Consider the following 16,604-nt stretch of genomic DNA (forward strand, 5'->3'; position numbering starts at 1 on the left):
GGCGTAAGCAGGTGAGTGCGTCGGCAAACCCAGCTCAGAGGTATTTCAATGGCAGATGAAAGAAACGGCAGAGGCGACGATAACGGCAAGTTGCTGTACTGCTCGTTTTGCGGAAAAAGCCAGCATGAAGTCCGTAAGCTCATTGCAGGGCCCTCGGTGTTCATCTGCGACGAGTGCGTTGACCTGTGCAATGACATTATCCGTGAAGAAATTCAGGAAAATGCTCAGGAAGAGGCCAGCGACCGTCTCCCGACACCCGCTGAAATCCGCGATAACCTCGATGAATACGTGATCGGGCAGGACCGCGCTAAAGTGGTTCTGTCTGTTGCTGTGTACAACCACTACAAGCGTTTGCGCTATGGTGAGGGCAAGGCCGAGGTTGAGCTAGGGAAGAGTAACATCCTGCTGATCGGGCCCACAGGCAGTGGTAAAACCCTGCTGGCGGAAACCCTGGCGCGGATGCTGAACGTGCCGTTCACCATTGCCGATGCCACCACGCTGACAGAAGCGGGTTACGTGGGTGAAGACGTCGAAAACATAATCCAGAAGCTTCTTCAGAAATGTGACTACGATGTTGAGAAGGCTCAGCGCGGCATCGTCTACATTGACGAGATCGACAAGATCTCCCGCAAGTCTGATAACCCATCAATCACCCGCGATGTATCCGGTGAGGGTGTTCAGCAGGCGCTCCTGAAGCTGATTGAGGGAACGGTCGCCTCTGTGCCGCCGCAGGGCGGTCGCAAGCACCCGCAACAGGAATTCCTGCAGGTTGATACGGGCAATATGCTGTTTATCTGTGGTGGCGCGTTTGCCGGTCTTGATAAGGTGATCCAGGAACGCTCAGAGCGCAGTAGTATTGGCTTCTCCGCGACTGTGAAAAGCCCTGATGACACCAAGAATACCGGTGACATCATTAAGAACGTGGAAACGGAAGATCTGGTCAAATACGGCCTTATCCCGGAGTTTGTTGGCCGTCTGCCGGTAGTTGCCACGCTCACTGAGCTTGACGAAGCGGCGCTGATGCAGATCCTTACCGAGCCCAAGAATGCGCTTACCAAGCAGTATCAGAAGCTGTTTGATATGGAGGGCGTAGAGCTCGACTTCCGTGAGGATGCACTCAAGGCGGTTGCTCACAAGGCACTGGAGCGCAAGACCGGTGCCCGTGGTCTGCGTTCGATTATGGAAGCCACGCTTCTGGATACCATGTATCAGATTCCCTCTGAGCATGACGTGTCCAAGGTGGTGATCGATGAAAGCGTGATTAAGGGGCAGTCAGAGCCCTTCAAGATCTACGCAAACAGCGATCACGCGAAGGCGGTTCCGGACGACTGAGTTCTGGTCGTTATACAGAAAAGGGGCGGAAACGCCCTTTTTTTGTGTCTGTCCGGGAGCTGTTACAGGTTTGCAACCGAAGAGCGATTGTAATTTTCGCTGTCGCCCCAAACAATGGTGATAAGCTGAAACAAATACCGTCAGAGGATTTTCTATGACCCTGATACCTGAAGAAACCGTGCAAGAATACCCGCTGTTACCCCTCAGGGATGTTGTGGTGTTCCCGCACATGGTCGTGCCATTGTTTGTGGGCCGGGAGAAATCAATCCAGGCTCTTGAGGCTGCAATGGAGGGCAGTAAGGAAATCCTGCTGGTCGCCCAGCGCGATGCATCAACCGATGAGCCGGGCGCCGATGATGTCTTCGACATGGGCACGCTGGCGACTGTGCTGCAGATGCTGCGGCTGCCAGACGGCACCGTAAAAGTTCTGGTTGAGGGTAATGCCCGCGCAACCATCAGCGACATCTCGGAAGTCGACTACCTTGCCGGCCGCGCCATGCTGATCGATGAGGAAACGCTTCCCGAGCGTGAGCAGGACGTGCTGGTCAAAACCTTGATGGATGAGTTTGAGAAATACGTCAAGCTCTCCCGCAAAGTGCCATCCGAGGTATCCAACTCGCTTACCGGTATTACCGAGCTTGAGCGTCTGGCCGATACCATGGCGGCGCATCTCGAGCTAAAAATCCCCGAGAAGCAGGAGCTTCTGGAAGCACTGGATATCCGCAAGCGCGTTGATCTGCTTCTGGGCAAGCTGGACGGCGAGATCGACCTGATCGAAGTCGAAAAGCGCATTCGCGGGCGCGTCAAAAAACAGATGGAGCGCAGCCAGCGCGAGTACTACCTCAACGAGCAGATGAAAGCTATCCAGAAAGAAATGGGTAGCCTGGGTGAGGGCAACAACGACTTCGAGGACCTTGAGCAGAAGCTGGAAGAAGCCAGTCTGCCCGAAGAGGCTCGCAAGAAAACCGAGACCGAGCTGAACAAGCTGAAGATGATGTCGCCCATGTCGGCAGAGGCCACTGTGGTTCGTGGCTACATCGACTGGATGCTGTCGATTCCCTGGAAGAAGCGCAGCCGGGTTCGCCACAATATTGAGAAAGCCCGGGACATTCTGGACGAGGATCACTACGGTCTGGATGAGGTCAAGAAGCGCATTCTTGAGTATCTGGCGGTACAAAGCCGGGTCAAGAAGGTGAAAGGGCCGGTCCTTTGCCTTGTGGGGCCTCCTGGTGTGGGTAAGACCTCCCTTGGACAGTCCATCGCCCGTGCCACCAATCGCAAGTACACGCGCATGGCCCTGGGTGGCGTCAGGGACGAGGCCGAGATTCGGGGTCATCGTAAGACCTACATCGGTGCCTTGCCTGGCAAGCTGCTTCAGAAGCTGTCCAAGGTAGGCGTGAAAAACCCGCTCTTCCTGTTTGATGAAATCGACAAGATGGGCATGGACCATCGTGGCGATCCGGCATCGGCACTGCTGGAAGTGCTTGACCCGGAGCAGAACCACACCTTTAACGATCATTATCTGGAAGTGGACTACGATCTTTCGGACGTGATGTTCGTGTGCACATCCAACTCCATGGACATTCCGCCGGCGCTGCTGGACCGGATGGAAATCATCCGTATTCCAGGCTACACGGAAGACGAGAAGGTAAATATTGCGCTGAAGTACCTGCTGCCGAAACAGATCAAGGCGAACGGGCTGCGCAAGGATGAGCTTGAGCTACCGGAGCAGACCCTTCGGGACCTGATCCGCTACTTCACCCGTGAAGCCGGCGTTCGTGGGCTTGAGCGTGAAATTGCGAAGATCTGCCGCAAGGTTGTCAGAAACCATGTTGAAAGTGGCGACAAGGCGTCCGTTACCCTGACACCGGAGCTTCTTGAAGATTACTCTGGAGTGAAGAAGTTCAAATATGGCCTGGCCGAGGAGAAGAACCAGGTCGGGCAGGTGACCGGTCTGGCGTGGACCCAGGTTGGCGGCGAGCTGCTGACCCTTGAGTGTGCCCTGACCCGGGGCAAGGGACGTGTTGTGAAGACCGGCTCACTGGGTGATGTGATGCAGGAATCCATTCAGGCGGCGCTGACTGTGGTCAGAAGTCGCGCGGTGGGGCTTGGTATCAAAGACGATTTCCATGAAAAATACGACCTGCACGTGCACGTTCCTGAAGGTGCTACACCAAAAGATGGTCCCAGTGCCGGCATTGGAATGTGTACCGCGCTGGTGTCTGCGCTGACCCAGATTCCGGTCCGGGCGGACGTCGCGATGACCGGTGAGATCACCTTGCGCGGTCGGGTTCTGCCCATTGGCGGGCTTAAGGAAAAGCTGCTTGCAGCTCACCGTGGTGGCATCAAGACTGTCATTATCCCGGATGAAAACGTCAGGGATCTCAAAGAGATACCGGAGAACATCAAAGAGTCTCTGGATATCCGTCCTGCCAAGTGGATTGACGAGGTTCTGGATATTGCACTGGAATATGCGCCAGGCCCGGGAGTCGAGGCGGCGGTTGCCGAGGCAGGGTCAACCACTTCACGTGATGAGGATGGCGACAGTTCCGAGCGCATAAATACACATTAAACCCTTAGCGTGTTGTTGACAGGCTAGAGAGCCCATTGGTATAACTGTTTCGCCGTGAAGCAGCCAATATCAAGGGCTCCCGCGCAATTAATGCCTATTCCGAACGCCGGTGATAAGCCGAAAGGAATAATAAAAGTGAAGAATGGAATTCTCTGACCGCTTATGCGATAGTCGGGAACGTCCAAGAAAAAACAATCCAACCTACAACATCTTCAACCTAGAATCGAAGGGGTTTAGTGTGAACAAGTCCGAACTAATCGACGCAATTGCAGAATCAGCAGACATCTCCAAAGCAGCCGCTGGCCGCGCTCTGGATTCAGTGACTTCCTCCATTACGGGTGCTCTCAAAAAAGGCGATCAGGTTACTCTGATTGGCTTTGGTACTTTCTCTGTGAAGGAGCGTGCCGCACGTACCGGTCGTAACCCGCAGACTGGTGCAGAAATCAAGATTCCGGCCTCTAAAGTGCCTGGTTTCAAAGCAGGCAAGGCCCTGAAAGACGCCGTTAAGTAACGGACTCTTTCATCTGGCGGCAGCCTTCTGGTTGTTGCCGGAGCCGCCTGTCAGCGAGCCTCTTTCAATGGCACGTGGCTCCGAAAGAATTCCAAGGCGCATTCCTGACAGAATGCGCCTTTTTACGTTAAGCGACCCTTACCGACACTGATCAGGGATCCGGGAGAAACATGCTTCAAGATATTCGGGAAAATTCCCAGGGCACGATTGCCAAAATCATCATTGGCCTTCTGATTGTCTCACTATCAATCTGGGGGATGGATGCCATTATTGGCGGTTTCTCCGGTGAGCCGGAAGTTGCCACGGTCAATGGCCAGGACATCACCGAGCGGGAATTCCAGCGGATCGTGCAGATTGAAAGCCAGCGCCGGCTTTCCCGCATGGAAACACCGGACCCGTCGCTGCTGAACGAAGATCAGATCCGTAAGGAAGTGCTCGAAGCACTGATCCAGCAGGCCGTGCTTACTCAGGATGCCGAAGAGCAGGGGCTGGCACTGTCGGATGCGGATATCGATGCACTGATTACCCAGATGCCCCAGTTTCAGGTGGACGGTGCGTTTAACCGCGACCGGTTTGTCTCCGCCGTCCGTAATATGGGGATGGGCGTCACCGAGTTCCGCGAAACCATGCGCCGGCAGTATGTGATCAACCAGATTCGTACCGGTATTGTTCAGAGCGGCCTGGCAGCAGGAGAGAGTGCGGCCCAGCTTTTAAGAATCCAGAATCAGACCCGTGATTTCCGTATCCTGACGATCCCGGAATCGGCTGTGAGTGATCAGGTAGAGGTCACAGAGGAAGAAGTCGCCAGTTATTATGAACAGAACGCCCAGGCCTACCAGCTGCCTGAGCAGGTAGACGCACGCTATATCGTCCTGTCGCTGTCGGCACTGGCGGAGAACATCGAAGTCAGTGATGAGGATCTGCAGGCTTATTACGATGAACGCGCCGCCGATCTGGCCCGGGAGGAGCGTAAGGCGTCTCACATTCTGATCCAGGATGGTGCCGACGCTGAAGAGACCATAGAGACGATTCAGCAGCGTCTGGCAGATGGCGAATCCTTCGCGGATCTGGCCGGGGAATATTCCATCGATACCGTTTCCGCCGAAGAGGGCGGTAACCTGGGTTATGCTGGCCGCGGTGTTTACGATCCCGCCTTCGAGGAAGCACTGTTCGCCCTCGAGGAAGGTGAGGTTTCCGAACCTGTCTCAACCAGTTTTGGTGTGCATCTGATCAAGGCCACGGATGTTCGCAAGTCCGCTGTGCCGCCGCTGGCTGAGCTCGAAGACCGTTTACGTCGTGAGCTGGCACTTTCCCGCGCCAACGAGCGTTTTGCCGAGGTCCGTACGGACCTCGCCGACCGCGCTTACCAGGCGGATAATCTGAGCGGGCCTGCCGAGGCGCTGGGCCTTGAAGTGCGCTCCAAGGAAGGGATTACCCGGGACGGAGGCGAGCCGCCGTTTGATCACGCAGGCCTTGTCCGTCAGCTTTTTTCCGAGGACGTTCTTAAGGAAGGATTCAATACCGAGCTGATTGATGTGGGCGATAACATGTCGGTTGTTGCCCGGGTGGCCGAGTATTACGAGGCACGCCAGCAGCCTCTGGAAGCGGTTGAGTCCGACATTCGTGCCGAGCTGGTTCAGCAGGAGACCGAGCAGGCCCTGCAGGAGCGTGCGGAAGCCGTCGTAGCCCAGCTACAGACCGGCAAGAGTGCTGACGAGCTTGGTCTGGGAGAATGGACTACCTATACCGATCAGGGGCGCAGTGATCAGGCGCTGAACCCGTCTCTGCTCTCGACCGTTTTCTCGCTGGAGCGCCCGGCTGAAGGATCTGTCTTCGGTACTGACCTGAGCGGCAATGGAGCCACCATCGTGGCGCTCGACGCTGTGGATCAGGGCACGGTTGATCGTGAAAGCCAGGAGTATCAGCAGATTCTCGAATTTCTGGCGACCATCAACGGTCAGCGGGAATACGGTGCCTACCAGGATTATCTGCGCAACCGCGCCGAAGTCGAACGGCCCTGAGTTACCGCGCTCTAAAGAAAAAGCACCCATTGGGTGCTTTTTTTATGTCTCGGTGGAGGCGGTTCTACTTGGGGATTCGCGTAGGCCGCAGGCTTTCCTTGATCTTTTTCAGATGGCCGAGAAAGTCCGTGCCGCGCTTCAGAGTCACGCCCGTGGCCAGGATATCCACCACGGTCATGTGAATGATCCGGGAGGTCATTGGCATGTAGACCTCGGTGTCTTCCGGTGCGGTGACTCCCACAACCACGGTGCAGACTTCTGCGAGCGGCGAGTCTGGCGTGGTTATGCCGATGACTGTCGCGCCACTGGCGCGGGCCGTCTTGGCGATGTCTACGGTTTCCAGGGTTCTGCCGGTGTAGGAGATTAGTACGATCACGTCACCGGTCGCGCTTCCGGCGGCGACCATTCGCTGCATCAGTACGTCATCGTAAAACATCACCGGGATGTTAAAGCGAAAGAATTTGTGTTGTGCGTCCATCGCCACTGGCGCCGATCCACCCATGCCGAAGAAACTGATCTGTTTCGCCTGGATCAGGTGATCGATTGCCAGAGCCAGGGCGGTCGGATCCAGAGCCTGCCGTGCCTTCTCGAGGTTGGCGATCGTGCTGAGCATGATCTTGTCAGAGAATTCATCAACGGTATCGTCTGGCTCGATATTCTGCCCGATGTAGGGCGTGCCGGTGGCAATGCTCTGGGCCAGGCGGATCTTGAAATCGGGAAACCCGGTTGCCGAGAAGCCACGGCAGAACCGGTTAACGGTCGGTTCGCTGACGTCCGCAGCCCGGGCCAGGGCCGCGATACTGTATCGGGTGGCGGCGGTGGGATCGCGAAGGATTGCCTCGGCAACCTTGCGCTCGGACTTGTTCAGGGTTTCCAGTCGGCTCTGGATATCCTCAAGCAGGTTGTCATCGCGTTGGGTCTTGTTGGCAGCCATTGAAGGCACTCCTGAAGCTGATCAGCCAGTAATTAAAATTGTACGGATTATAGCGCGTTTGTTTCCCTTGTGGGGTAGTAAACCTATCATTAATCTGGGTAAATACTTGGAATGCCCGGCGTTTACTGTCATTATTTTTATAAAACTACTACCTGGAACTGTCCTGGGTCCAGAATCGGTAACCCGTATACCTGTGGCCCGGAGTCAGGGAGATTGTGACTAGATGGCAGATCTGAATGAAACCCGCTGTGATCTGATGATGTTTGGCGCGCTCGGCGACCTTGCTCAGCGTAAGCTTTTTCCCGCACTCTACCAGCTTGAACGAGCCGGATTGTTGCATAGACAAAGCCGGATTCTGGCTATTGCCAGGCGCGACTCTGATACGGAAGAGGTTCGGGACCTTTTGCGTCAGCAGCTTCAGAGCCACGTAAAGCAGGAAGAATTTGATCCAGCAATGGCTGACCAGCTGTTACAGCGTGTTGATTATCAGTGCCTCGACTTTACCGATTCAGAGGGCTTCAGGAAACTGAACGCCTGGCGCAGCGCTGAGCCCAGCCATCTGATTGTTTACATGGCGACGCTTCCGGCCATGTACGGTGAGATTGCCCGTAACCTGCGAAGCAACGGCTGCTGTGATCACAATACCCGCGTTGTTGTGGAAAAACCGATAGGCCACGACCTGGAATCCTCCAAGGTGATCAATGACGAGCTGGGAGAGGTATACAACGAGAATCAGCTTTTCCGGATTGATCACTACCTGGGCAAGGAAACCGTGCAGAACCTGATCGCCCTGCGATTTGCCAACAACCTGTTTGCCTCCCAGTGGGACCAGAACCACATTTCCCATGTGGAGATCTCAGTGGCGGAAAGCGTGGGTATCGAAGGTCGCTGGGGGTATTTCGACAAGGCCGGTCAGGTGCGCGATATGGTTCAGAACCACCTGCTTCAGCTGCTCTGCCTGATCGCTATGGATCCGCCGTCCGACCTGTCGGCAGACAGCATCCGCAACGAAAAAGTGAAGGTTCTGAAAGCCCTTCGCCGGGTGACGCCGGATATGATGGAAACCCACGTGGTTCGTGGGCAGTACACTGCCGGTACCAGCGTGGGTAAGCCCGTACCAGGTTACCTGGAGGAGGAAGGCGCTGCCCGCGGCAGCAAGACGGAAACCTTTGTGGCCCTGAAAGTCGAGATCGACAACTGGCGCTGGTCCGGAGTGCCGTTTTATATCCGAACCGGCAAGCGGCTTCCGGAGAAGCTGTCCCAGATCATCATCCACTTCAAGCCGGCGCCACATTACATTTTCGACTCGGATCAGAAACACCTCGCCAACAACAAACTGATCATCCGTTTGCAGCCTGATGAAGGCATGTCGCTGCAGATTCTGACCAAAGACCAGGGTCTGGACAAAGGCATGCGTCTGCGGCAAGGGCCGCTCGAGCTGACTTTTTCCGAGACCTTTGAAACGGATCGCATCCCCGACGCCTATGAGCGCCTGCTGTGGGAGGTCATGAAGGGCAACCAGTATCTGTTCGTGCGCCGCGACGAAGTGGAGCATGCCTGGCAGTGGGTCGACCAGATCATGCGCAATTGGGATGACAGTGGCCAGCCGCCGAAACGCTATGCCGCCGGTACCTGGGGCCCGGTAGCCTCCATCGCCATGATCACCCGGGACGGAAGGAGCTGGTATGAGGACGCATGATCTGCATCTGCCGGAGACGGTAGAGCCGCATTTTTTCAACAGCCCTGATGAAGCCGCAGTAGCCCTGGCGGATGCGGTTGCCCGGCATCTTTCCGAGCGCTTGTTGATCGCCCCTCGAGCCAGTCTGGTGGTCTCGGGTGGCTCCACACCAGTGCCGTTCTTCGAGGCCCTGCGTGACAAGACACTGGACTGGCCCAGAATCGACGTGCTTCTGGCCGATGAGCGCTGGGTGCCGGAGGACGACAAAGCCAGCAACACCCGTCTGGTGAAGGAGAGCCTGTTACAGGGCCCGGCGGCGGAAGCGAATTACCTGCCGCTCAAGGCATCCGGGGAAACGCCGGCCGATGGGCTGGAGGCGGTGAAAGCAAACCTGGGTGATCTGCACCTGCCCCTGGACGTGTTGGTGCTGGGTATGGGCAATGATGGCCATACCGCGTCGCTGTTTCCCGATGCGCCGGAGCTTGACCGCGCCATGGACCCGGATTCTGGAGAGATTGTCGCGCCCATGACGCCTCCGTCCCAAAAGGAGAAGCGGATCAGCCTTACGCTCAGTGCTCTGAAGCAGGCCGGATTCACCGCGCTGCATCTGAAAGGTGATGACAAGCTTGAGACGCTGCAGGCTGCCTGCAGCGATTTGGAAGAGGTCCGGGAAATGCCAGTGCGCGCTTTTCTCAAACCCGGCCTGCAGATCTACTGGAGCGCCTGAATGCATCAGCTGTCGGATTACCATCGCAACCGCGTCCGCGACGTTCTTGCCGCGTCGCCCCTGGTACCGGTAATAACCATTAATCATCCGGATGACGCTTTGCCACTTTGCCGGGCGTTGGTGGATGGCGGTATTCGTGTTCTGGAGATCACTTTGCGCACGCCCCATGGCCTCAAGGCCATTGAGCAGATCAGGAAGGCGATACCTGAGGCCTGGGTGGGGGCAGGTACGGTAACCAGCATCGCCCAGTATCGTCAGGTGGAATCAGCTGGTGCCCAGTTTGTAATCACGCCTGGCGTCACCGAGGCCATTCTGGAATTCGGCGTGACTTCTGAAGCATCCCTACTGCCGGGAATCTCGACCATTTCCGAACTGATGATCGGCCACAACCTCGGCTACCGTGAATTCAAGTTTTTCCCGGCTGAGGTCGCTGGCGGTATTCCTGCTCTGAAAGCCCTCGCTGGCCCATTTCCGGACGTGACCTTCTGCCCGACCGGTGGAATCCGGCGTAATACGGCTAAAGACTACCTGGCCCTTGATAATGTCGCGGCGGTTGGCGGTACCTGGCTGACGCCGGGAGATCTGGTTGCTGCGGGTGACTGGGATCAGATTTCGGAGATTGTTAGGGGGAGCTTGGCTGACCTATGATTTCTCGGTCTGTAGCCTGAGATTTTAGGGGCGCCCTACCTCGCAGCCTCCAGGCACCAAACCTGCAGGCTACCGGAGGCGAAACTCCCAAGTTAAATAGAAGGCAGAGTTCAGCGAATATCCGCCCCAACCCGAACAATCTTCATGGTGTTGGTGCCGCCCTGGGCATTCACGTAATCGCCCTTGGTGATCACCACCAGGTCACCATCTTTCACCACGCCCATCCTGACCAGCTCATCCACTGCGCGTGCATTGGTTTCGCCGGGCTCGATCGCTTCCGAGTCAAACGGAACCGTCTGCACGCCACGGAACATGGTGACCCGATGTTGCGTGGAATGGTGACGGGAGAAGGTGAAAATCGGCAGGCTGGACTTGATGCGGGACATCAGCAAAGGCGTGGCGCCGGTTTCCGACATGCAGATGATCGACGTAACACCCTGCAGGTGGTTTGCCGCATACATGGCGGACAGGGCAATGGCTTCGTCCACATGCTCCATGCTTTCATGGATGCGATGCTTTGACTGATGCATCGACGGCTGCTTCTCGGCGCCGATGCAGATCCGCACCATTGCCTGGACCGCTTCCGTGGGGTAATCACCCACCGCAGTTTCCGCAGACAGCATTACCGCATCGGTGTAGTCCATCACCGCGTTGGCCACATCCGACACCTCGGCCCGTGTCGGCATTGGATTCTCGATCATCGATTCCATCATCTGGGTGGCGGTGATGACGACCGTGTTGAGGGCGCGGGCACGATTGATGATGTGCTTCTGAACGCCCACCAGCTCGGCATCGCCGATTTCCACCGCCAAGTCGCCCCGGGCCACCATCACCGCGTCTGATGCTTCAATCACCGCATCCAGAGCAGCGTTATCGTGGGCCAGTTCGGCGCGTTCAATCTTGGCCACCAGACGCGCTTCCGAGCCGGCATCTTTCAGCAGGCGGCGGGCCACATGCATGTCTTCAGCGGTACGGACAAAGGATACGGCCACGTAATCCGCACCCAGTTTGGCGGCGGTGACAATGTCCTGTTTATCTTTCTCGGTCAGAGCCTCCGCAGACAGGCCGCCGCCGCGCTTGTTCAAACCCTTGTTGTTGGACAGCGGGCCACCAATCAAAACGCGGGAGGAAATGCTGGTATCGTCTACGGACTCCACTTCCATCTCGATTCGGCCATCGTCCAGCACCAGGATATCCCCCGGTTTGACGTCCTGGATGAGCTGCTCATAGTCAATGCCCACCCGTTCGTCATTGCCGGCTTCCTTGTCCATGGCTGCGTCCAGAACGAACTGCTGGCCGGCTTTCAGGGTAACTTTGTTGTCAGCAAAACGGGCGATGCGCAGCTTTGGGCCCTGCAGGTCGGCCAGCAGGGCGACGAATCGGCCGTTGGCCTTTGCGCTTTCCCGTACCCGACGGGCGCGTTCCATGTGATCTTCCGCGCTGCCGTGAGAAAAGTTCAGCCGGGTTACGTCCACACCGGCGGCGATAATGGCCGACAGTGATTCCGGCGAATCGGTGGCGGGGCCTAGTGTGGCGACGATCTTGGTACGCCTGAGCATGGTTGCGGTTTCCTTTTGTTTTTTAGTGGTGATATCAGTTCGCCTTTTTCATCAGGGCAATGGCATTATCCAGCATCCGGTTGGAAAAGCCCCACTCATTATCGTACCAGGCCATGACTTTTGCATGACGACCCATGGCCCGTGTGTGGTTGGCGTCGAAGATGCTGGACAGAGCGTTGTGATTGAAATCCACGCTGACCAGCTTCTCATCGTTGTAGCCCAGTACCGGGCTCTTTTCGGCGGCGGCCCTGAGTACTTCGTTGATTTCTTCGACCGTGGTGTCACGGCTGGCAATAAAGCCGAAATCCACCAGCGAAACGTTAATAGTAGGGACTCTGACGGCCAGTCCGTCAAATTTTCCCGCCAGTTCCGGGATCACCTTGCCAATGGCGGCCGCAGCGCCGGTTTTGGTCGGAATCATGGATTGTGTCGCTGAGCGCGCGCGGTAGAGGTCCTTGTGATAGACGTCACTGAGATTCTGGTCGTTGGTGTAAGAGTGGATCGTGGTCATCAGTCCGCTCTCAATGCCAATCTTCTCATGCAGCGCCTGAACGACCGGCGCCAGGCAGTTGGTGGTGCAGGACGCGTTGGAGATGATGTTGTGTTCGGCCGTCAGGATGTTTTCGTTGACTCCGAAAACCACCATGGCGTCCGCGTCCGGGGAGGGCGCCGAGATGATCACCTTGCGGGCGCCGGCCTTGAGGTGACCTTCAGCCTTGCCTCGAGAAGTGAACAGGCCCGTGCATTCGAACACCACATCCACGTGATAGTCTTTCCAGGGTAGCTCTTCCGGATTGCGGATGGCGGTAATGGCAATACGGTCGCCGTTGACCGAGAGCGACTCGGAGTCGTGGTTTACACTGCCACTGAAGCGGCCGTGCACACTGTCGTACTTCAGCAGGTGAGCGTTGGTTTCTGCATCGCCAAGGTCGTTGATGGCAACCACCTGGACCTGGTCGCGGTAGTCATTTTCATAAAGTGCGCGGAGAACATTGCGGCCAATGCGTCCGAAGCCGTTAATTGCGATACGAATAGTCATGATCGGGCTCCAAATCTGGTTGTTTATTGTTCGTTTGGTTCGTTTATGTAGTAAATATAACAACAAAATCCGGAAAAATGAATGCTGGCCAAGTGAAATAGTCAAAAAAAGACAGTAAACTTACGGGAATTAAAAAGTATCTTTATAACGACATTTCAGGAGACCCACTATGCACCCCACCATAGACGCGGTTACCCTCCGCATCATTGAGCGCAGCCGCGGCTCCCGGCAGGATTATCTGCAGCGAATGGAAGCGCTGAAGGCGCAATCGCCGCATCGCAGCTCGCTTTCATGCGGCAACCTGGCGCACGGTTTCGCCGCCTGTAACCAGTCCGACAAGGACACGCTCAAGTTCATGAACAAGGCCAACGTGGCCATTGTGTCGGCTTATAACGACATGCTGTCGGCCCACCAGCCCTACAAGGACTTCCCGGACGTCATCCGGGCGGCGGCCAATGGCATGGGGTCGGTGGCCCAGTTTGCCGGCGGTACGCCGGCCATGTGTGATGGTGTGACCCAGGGCCAGCCGGGAATGGAGCTGAGCCTGTTCTCCCGGGATACTATCGCCATGAGTACGTCGGTGGCACTGAGCCACAACATGTTTGATGCCACGTTGTTGCTCGGCATTTGTGACAAAATTGTACCGGGCCTGCTGATCGGTTCCCTCAGTTTCGGTTACCTGCCAACGGTGCTGGTACCGGCGGGCCCCATGCCCTCCGGGCTACCTAACAAGGAAAAGCAGCGTATTCGCCAACTGTATGCGGAGGGAAAGGTTGGCAAGGAGGAGCTGCTGGAGGCGGAATCGCAGTCTTACCACAGCCCGGGTACCTGCACTTTTTATGGCACGGCCAACAGCAACCAGCTGCTGGTGGAAGTGATGGGGCTGCATCTGCCGGGATCGGCTTTTGTGAATCCGGGCACTCCGCTGCGGGATGCCCTGACTCGCGCCGCAACCGAGCAGGTTATCCGGCTTTCGAAGCCCCACGGCGGTCAGCTTGGCCTTGGTAATATGGTGGATGAAAAGAGCATCGTGAATGCGCTGGTTGCTTTGCTGGTCACCGGCGGCTCAACCAACCACACCATTCACTGGATCGCCATCGCAAGGGCGGCGGGAATCATTATCGACTGGAATGACTATTCCGAACTTTCTTCGGTGGTGCCCTCCATGACCCGTATTTATCCCAATGGTCAGGAAGACATCAATGCGTTCCACGAAGCTGGCGGTACGCCTTTTCTGATCCGCGAACTGCTGGATGCCGGCCTGCTTCACAATGATGTAGAAACAGTTGTCGGCTACGGTCTCGAGCGATATGCGCAAATGCCAGAGATGGACGGCGATAAGCTTGTCTGGAAGCCGGCTGTCAAAGAGAGTGCCTGGCCGGAGGTGCTGAGTACTGCGAAAGCGCCGTTCGCCCCGGATGGCGGCCTGCGGGTTCTGGATGGCAACCTTGGCCGGGGTGTCATCAAGGTGTCTGCCGTCGCCGAGGAACATCGCACGGTAAAAGCACCGGCGGTTGTTTTTGACGATCAGAACGAGCTGAAAGCCGCATTCGAGGCCGGTGATCTGGACCGGGACTGCGTTGTGGTGGTTCGCTTCCAGGGCCCCAAAGCCAACGGCATGCCGGAGTTGCACAAGTTGACCCCGTATCTGGGCGTGCTGCAGGATCGTGGTTTCAAAGTGGGTCTGGTTACGGACGGCCGTATGTCCGGGGCCTCCGGCAAGGTGCCTGCGGCCATCCACGTCTACCCCGAAGCGGCCAATGATGGCCCACTGTCCAGGGTGAAGAGCGGTGACTTGATCACTCTGGATGCGGTTAAGGGGGTGCTTGAGGTGGATGTTTCGGCAGGAGAGCTTGCCCAGCGGCCTGTTGGAAAGCCGGATCTGAGTGCCAACCGTCACGGTCTGGGTCGGGAGCTTTTCGGATGGATGCGTAAGGCTGCCAGCACCGCGGAAGAAGGCGCCAGTTTTTTCTGGAATCATGACGCATGACCAAAGAAAACTATTCACTGGTCGGGGATATCGGCGGCACGAATGCCCGGTTTGCCCTGGTCCGGTCCGGTGAGATAACGCCGGAAGCGATTGAGGTTCTGCCCTGCAGGGATTATGACAACCTGGACTCCGCCATTAGAGACTACCTTCAGCGGTCCCGTGTGGCAGAGGTGCAGGAGGTTTGCCTGGCAGTAGCGTCCCCTGTGTCCGGCACTCAGGTGAGGATGACCAACAACCACTGGCGTTTTGACAGCGAGGAGGTGCGTCGCCAGTTCGGTTGGGGCGCTTTCAAAGTGATCAATGACTTCACCGCCATGGCTCTGGGGGTTCCCCATGTCGCTGCCGACAAGCTGATTCACGTCTGCGGCGGGCCGGGCAATACCAGCCAGCCACGGCTGGTTATCGGTCCGGGTACCGGTCTGGGAGTGTCCGGCCTGGTGCCATTGCGCAATGGCTGGGTTCCGCTGATGACGGAAGGCGGGCATGTGGATTTTGCACCCACGGACGAGATCGAAATGGCAGTGCTGCGGATTCTCAAGGCCCGGTTTGGTCGTGTATCGGTGGAGCGTATTCTCTGCGGCCAGGGCCTGCTGAACCTTTATCAGGCCCATGCCGAGATACAGGATGTGGCAGCGCCGCTGGATGCACCGGAAAAAATTACGGCGGCAGCGCTGGACCATTCTGACGTACTGGCCCGGCACAGCCTTCAGCATTTCTGCGAAATTCTCGGCCGGGTCGCGGGTAACGCGGTGCTCACTCTGGGTGGCAACGGTGGTGTCTATCTATGCGGCGGCATGCTTCCACGTTTTATCGACTTCTTCCTTGACAGTCCCTTCCAGAAAGGCTTCGAGGACAAAGGCAGGATGCGGTCTTTGCTTGAGGCAACACCGGTTTATGTCGTAACGGAAGATTACACGGGTCTGTTGGGCGCTGCAGAGGCGCTGATCAACCCTGAAGTTCGGGGTTAGGCACAAATGAGCACGGATTATTCCCGAATGCCGTTTGACGACCTGGTAGCTGCTGTACGCCGTTGCCGTATCTGTGAAGCGCACCTGCCGCTGGGGCCGCGACCAGTCATCCAGATTTCCCAGTCTGCCAGAATTCTGGTAGTGGGTCAGGCCCCCGGTCGCCGTGTGCACGAAACCGGCCTGCCGTTTAATGATCCAAGTGGTGATCGTCTGCGGGAATGGATGGGGATCGGTCGTGAGACCTTTTATGACGAAGAGCAGCTGGCCATTCTGCCGATGGGGTTCTGTTATCCGGGCACCGGGAAGTCGGGCGATCTGCCGCCAAGGCCGGAATGTGCGCCGGCCTGGCGGGATCTGTTGCTGGAAAGGCTGCACAATCTGGAGCTGACCCTGGTCATCGGTCAGTATGCCCACGCCTGGCACCTGCCGGGGCCGAAAGCGTCTGTGACCGAGCGCGTCCGGCGCTGGCAGCAAGTGTGGCCCTCCATGTTGCCCTTGCCACACCCAAGCCCAAGGAACAATCTCTGGTTACGTCGCAACCCCTGGTTCGAACAGGAGATTGTTCCAAGATTGCAGCAGCGCGTGGGGAATATACTCGGGCACTGAGCACGGGAGCCACTGTCTG

13 protein-coding genes are annotated in these 16,604 nt (G+C 57.0%); 10 read left to right on the forward strand and 3 right to left on the reverse strand.

Annotated features, from left to right (window positions below):
- Positions 1–48: 48 nt before the first annotated feature.
- The 4 genes from clpX to FPL19_RS12945 all read left to right on the forward strand — a co-directional run bounded on the left by clpX (position 49) and on the right by FPL19_RS12945 (position 6,436).
- Positions 49–1,332: an ATP-dependent Clp protease ATP-binding subunit ClpX gene (gene clpX / locus FPL19_RS12930; RefSeq protein WP_150912967.1), complete on the forward strand. Its 1,284-nt coding sequence runs from the start codon at positions 49–51 to the stop codon at positions 1,330–1,332.
- A gap of 154 nt (positions 1,333–1,486) precedes the next feature.
- On the forward strand, positions 1,487–3,904 hold the full coding sequence (gene lon, locus FPL19_RS12935; protein ID WP_150912968.1) for an endopeptidase La: 2,418 nt from the start codon (positions 1,487–1,489) through the stop codon (positions 3,902–3,904).
- A gap of 238 nt (positions 3,905–4,142) precedes the next feature.
- On the forward strand, positions 4,143–4,415 hold the full coding sequence (locus FPL19_RS12940) for an HU family DNA-binding protein (protein WP_150914210.1): 273 nt from the start codon (positions 4,143–4,145) through the stop codon (positions 4,413–4,415).
- Between the two features lie 170 nt (positions 4,416–4,585).
- On the forward strand, positions 4,586–6,436 hold the full coding sequence (locus FPL19_RS12945) for a SurA N-terminal domain-containing protein (protein ID WP_150912969.1): 1,851 nt from the start codon (positions 4,586–4,588) through the stop codon (positions 6,434–6,436).
- A 64-nt stretch (positions 6,437–6,500) separates the two neighbouring features.
- Here the strand turns inward: FPL19_RS12945 and FPL19_RS12950 are convergent, their stop codons facing one another.
- Complete coding sequence (locus FPL19_RS12950; protein WP_150912970.1) at positions 6,501–7,370, reverse strand: MurR/RpiR family transcriptional regulator; 870 nt, start codon at positions 7,368–7,370, stop codon at positions 6,501–6,503.
- Positions 7,371–7,593: 223 nt separating this feature from the next.
- Between FPL19_RS12950 and zwf the strand changes: the two genes are divergently transcribed.
- The 3 genes from zwf to FPL19_RS12965 are packed head-to-tail and all read left to right on the forward strand — an operon-like array spanning position 7,594 to position 10,423.
- Entirely contained in the window at positions 7,594–9,069 is a 1,476-nt protein-coding gene (zwf, locus tag FPL19_RS12955) for a glucose-6-phosphate dehydrogenase (protein ID WP_150912971.1), read from the forward strand.
- Positions 9,056–9,775, forward strand: a complete 720-nt coding sequence (pgl, locus tag FPL19_RS12960; RefSeq protein WP_150912972.1) for a 6-phosphogluconolactonase — start codon at positions 9,056–9,058, stop codon at positions 9,773–9,775. The genes zwf and pgl overlap by 14 nt, the downstream gene beginning before the upstream one ends.
- Complete coding sequence (locus FPL19_RS12965) at positions 9,776–10,423, forward strand: bifunctional 4-hydroxy-2-oxoglutarate aldolase/2-dehydro-3-deoxy-phosphogluconate aldolase (RefSeq protein ID WP_150912973.1); 648 nt, start codon at positions 9,776–9,778, stop codon at positions 10,421–10,423. It begins immediately after the preceding gene.
- Between the two features lie 110 nt (positions 10,424–10,533).
- Here the strand turns inward: FPL19_RS12965 and pyk are convergent, their stop codons facing one another.
- Both pyk and gap read right to left on the reverse strand, forming a co-directional pair.
- Positions 10,534–11,982, reverse strand: coding sequence for a pyruvate kinase (pyk, locus tag FPL19_RS12970; RefSeq protein WP_150912974.1), 1,449 nt, complete (start codon positions 11,980–11,982; stop codon positions 10,534–10,536).
- A gap of 34 nt (positions 11,983–12,016) precedes the next feature.
- On the reverse strand, positions 12,017–13,021 hold the full coding sequence (gap, locus tag FPL19_RS12975) for a type I glyceraldehyde-3-phosphate dehydrogenase (RefSeq protein ID WP_150912975.1): 1,005 nt from the start codon (positions 13,019–13,021) through the stop codon (positions 12,017–12,019).
- A gap of 169 nt (positions 13,022–13,190) precedes the next feature.
- On the opposite strand from gap, the gene edd reads away from it, so the two are divergent.
- Genes edd through FPL19_RS12990 form a run of 3 tightly spaced genes read left to right on the forward strand, consistent with a single transcriptional unit; the run spans position 13,191 to position 16,585 of the window.
- The gene (edd, locus tag FPL19_RS12980) at positions 13,191–15,011 is read left to right on the forward strand and encodes a phosphogluconate dehydratase (protein ID WP_150912976.1); all 1,821 of its coding nucleotides are present in this window, start codon (positions 13,191–13,193) and stop codon (positions 15,009–15,011) included.
- On the forward strand, positions 15,008–15,979 hold the full coding sequence (locus FPL19_RS12985) for a glucokinase (protein WP_150912977.1): 972 nt from the start codon (positions 15,008–15,010) through the stop codon (positions 15,977–15,979). Before edd ends, FPL19_RS12985 begins: the two co-directional genes overlap by 4 nt.
- 27 nt (positions 15,980–16,006) lie before the next feature.
- Positions 16,007–16,585, forward strand: coding sequence for a uracil-DNA glycosylase family protein (locus FPL19_RS12990; RefSeq protein ID WP_225314415.1), 579 nt, complete (start codon positions 16,007–16,009; stop codon positions 16,583–16,585).
- The last annotated feature ends 19 nt before the right edge of the window (positions 16,586–16,604 follow it).

This window comes from Marinobacter halotolerans, from assembly GCF_008795985.1.
In the GTDB taxonomy this organism is placed as follows: domain Bacteria; phylum Pseudomonadota; class Gammaproteobacteria; order Pseudomonadales; family Oleiphilaceae; genus Marinobacter; species Marinobacter halotolerans.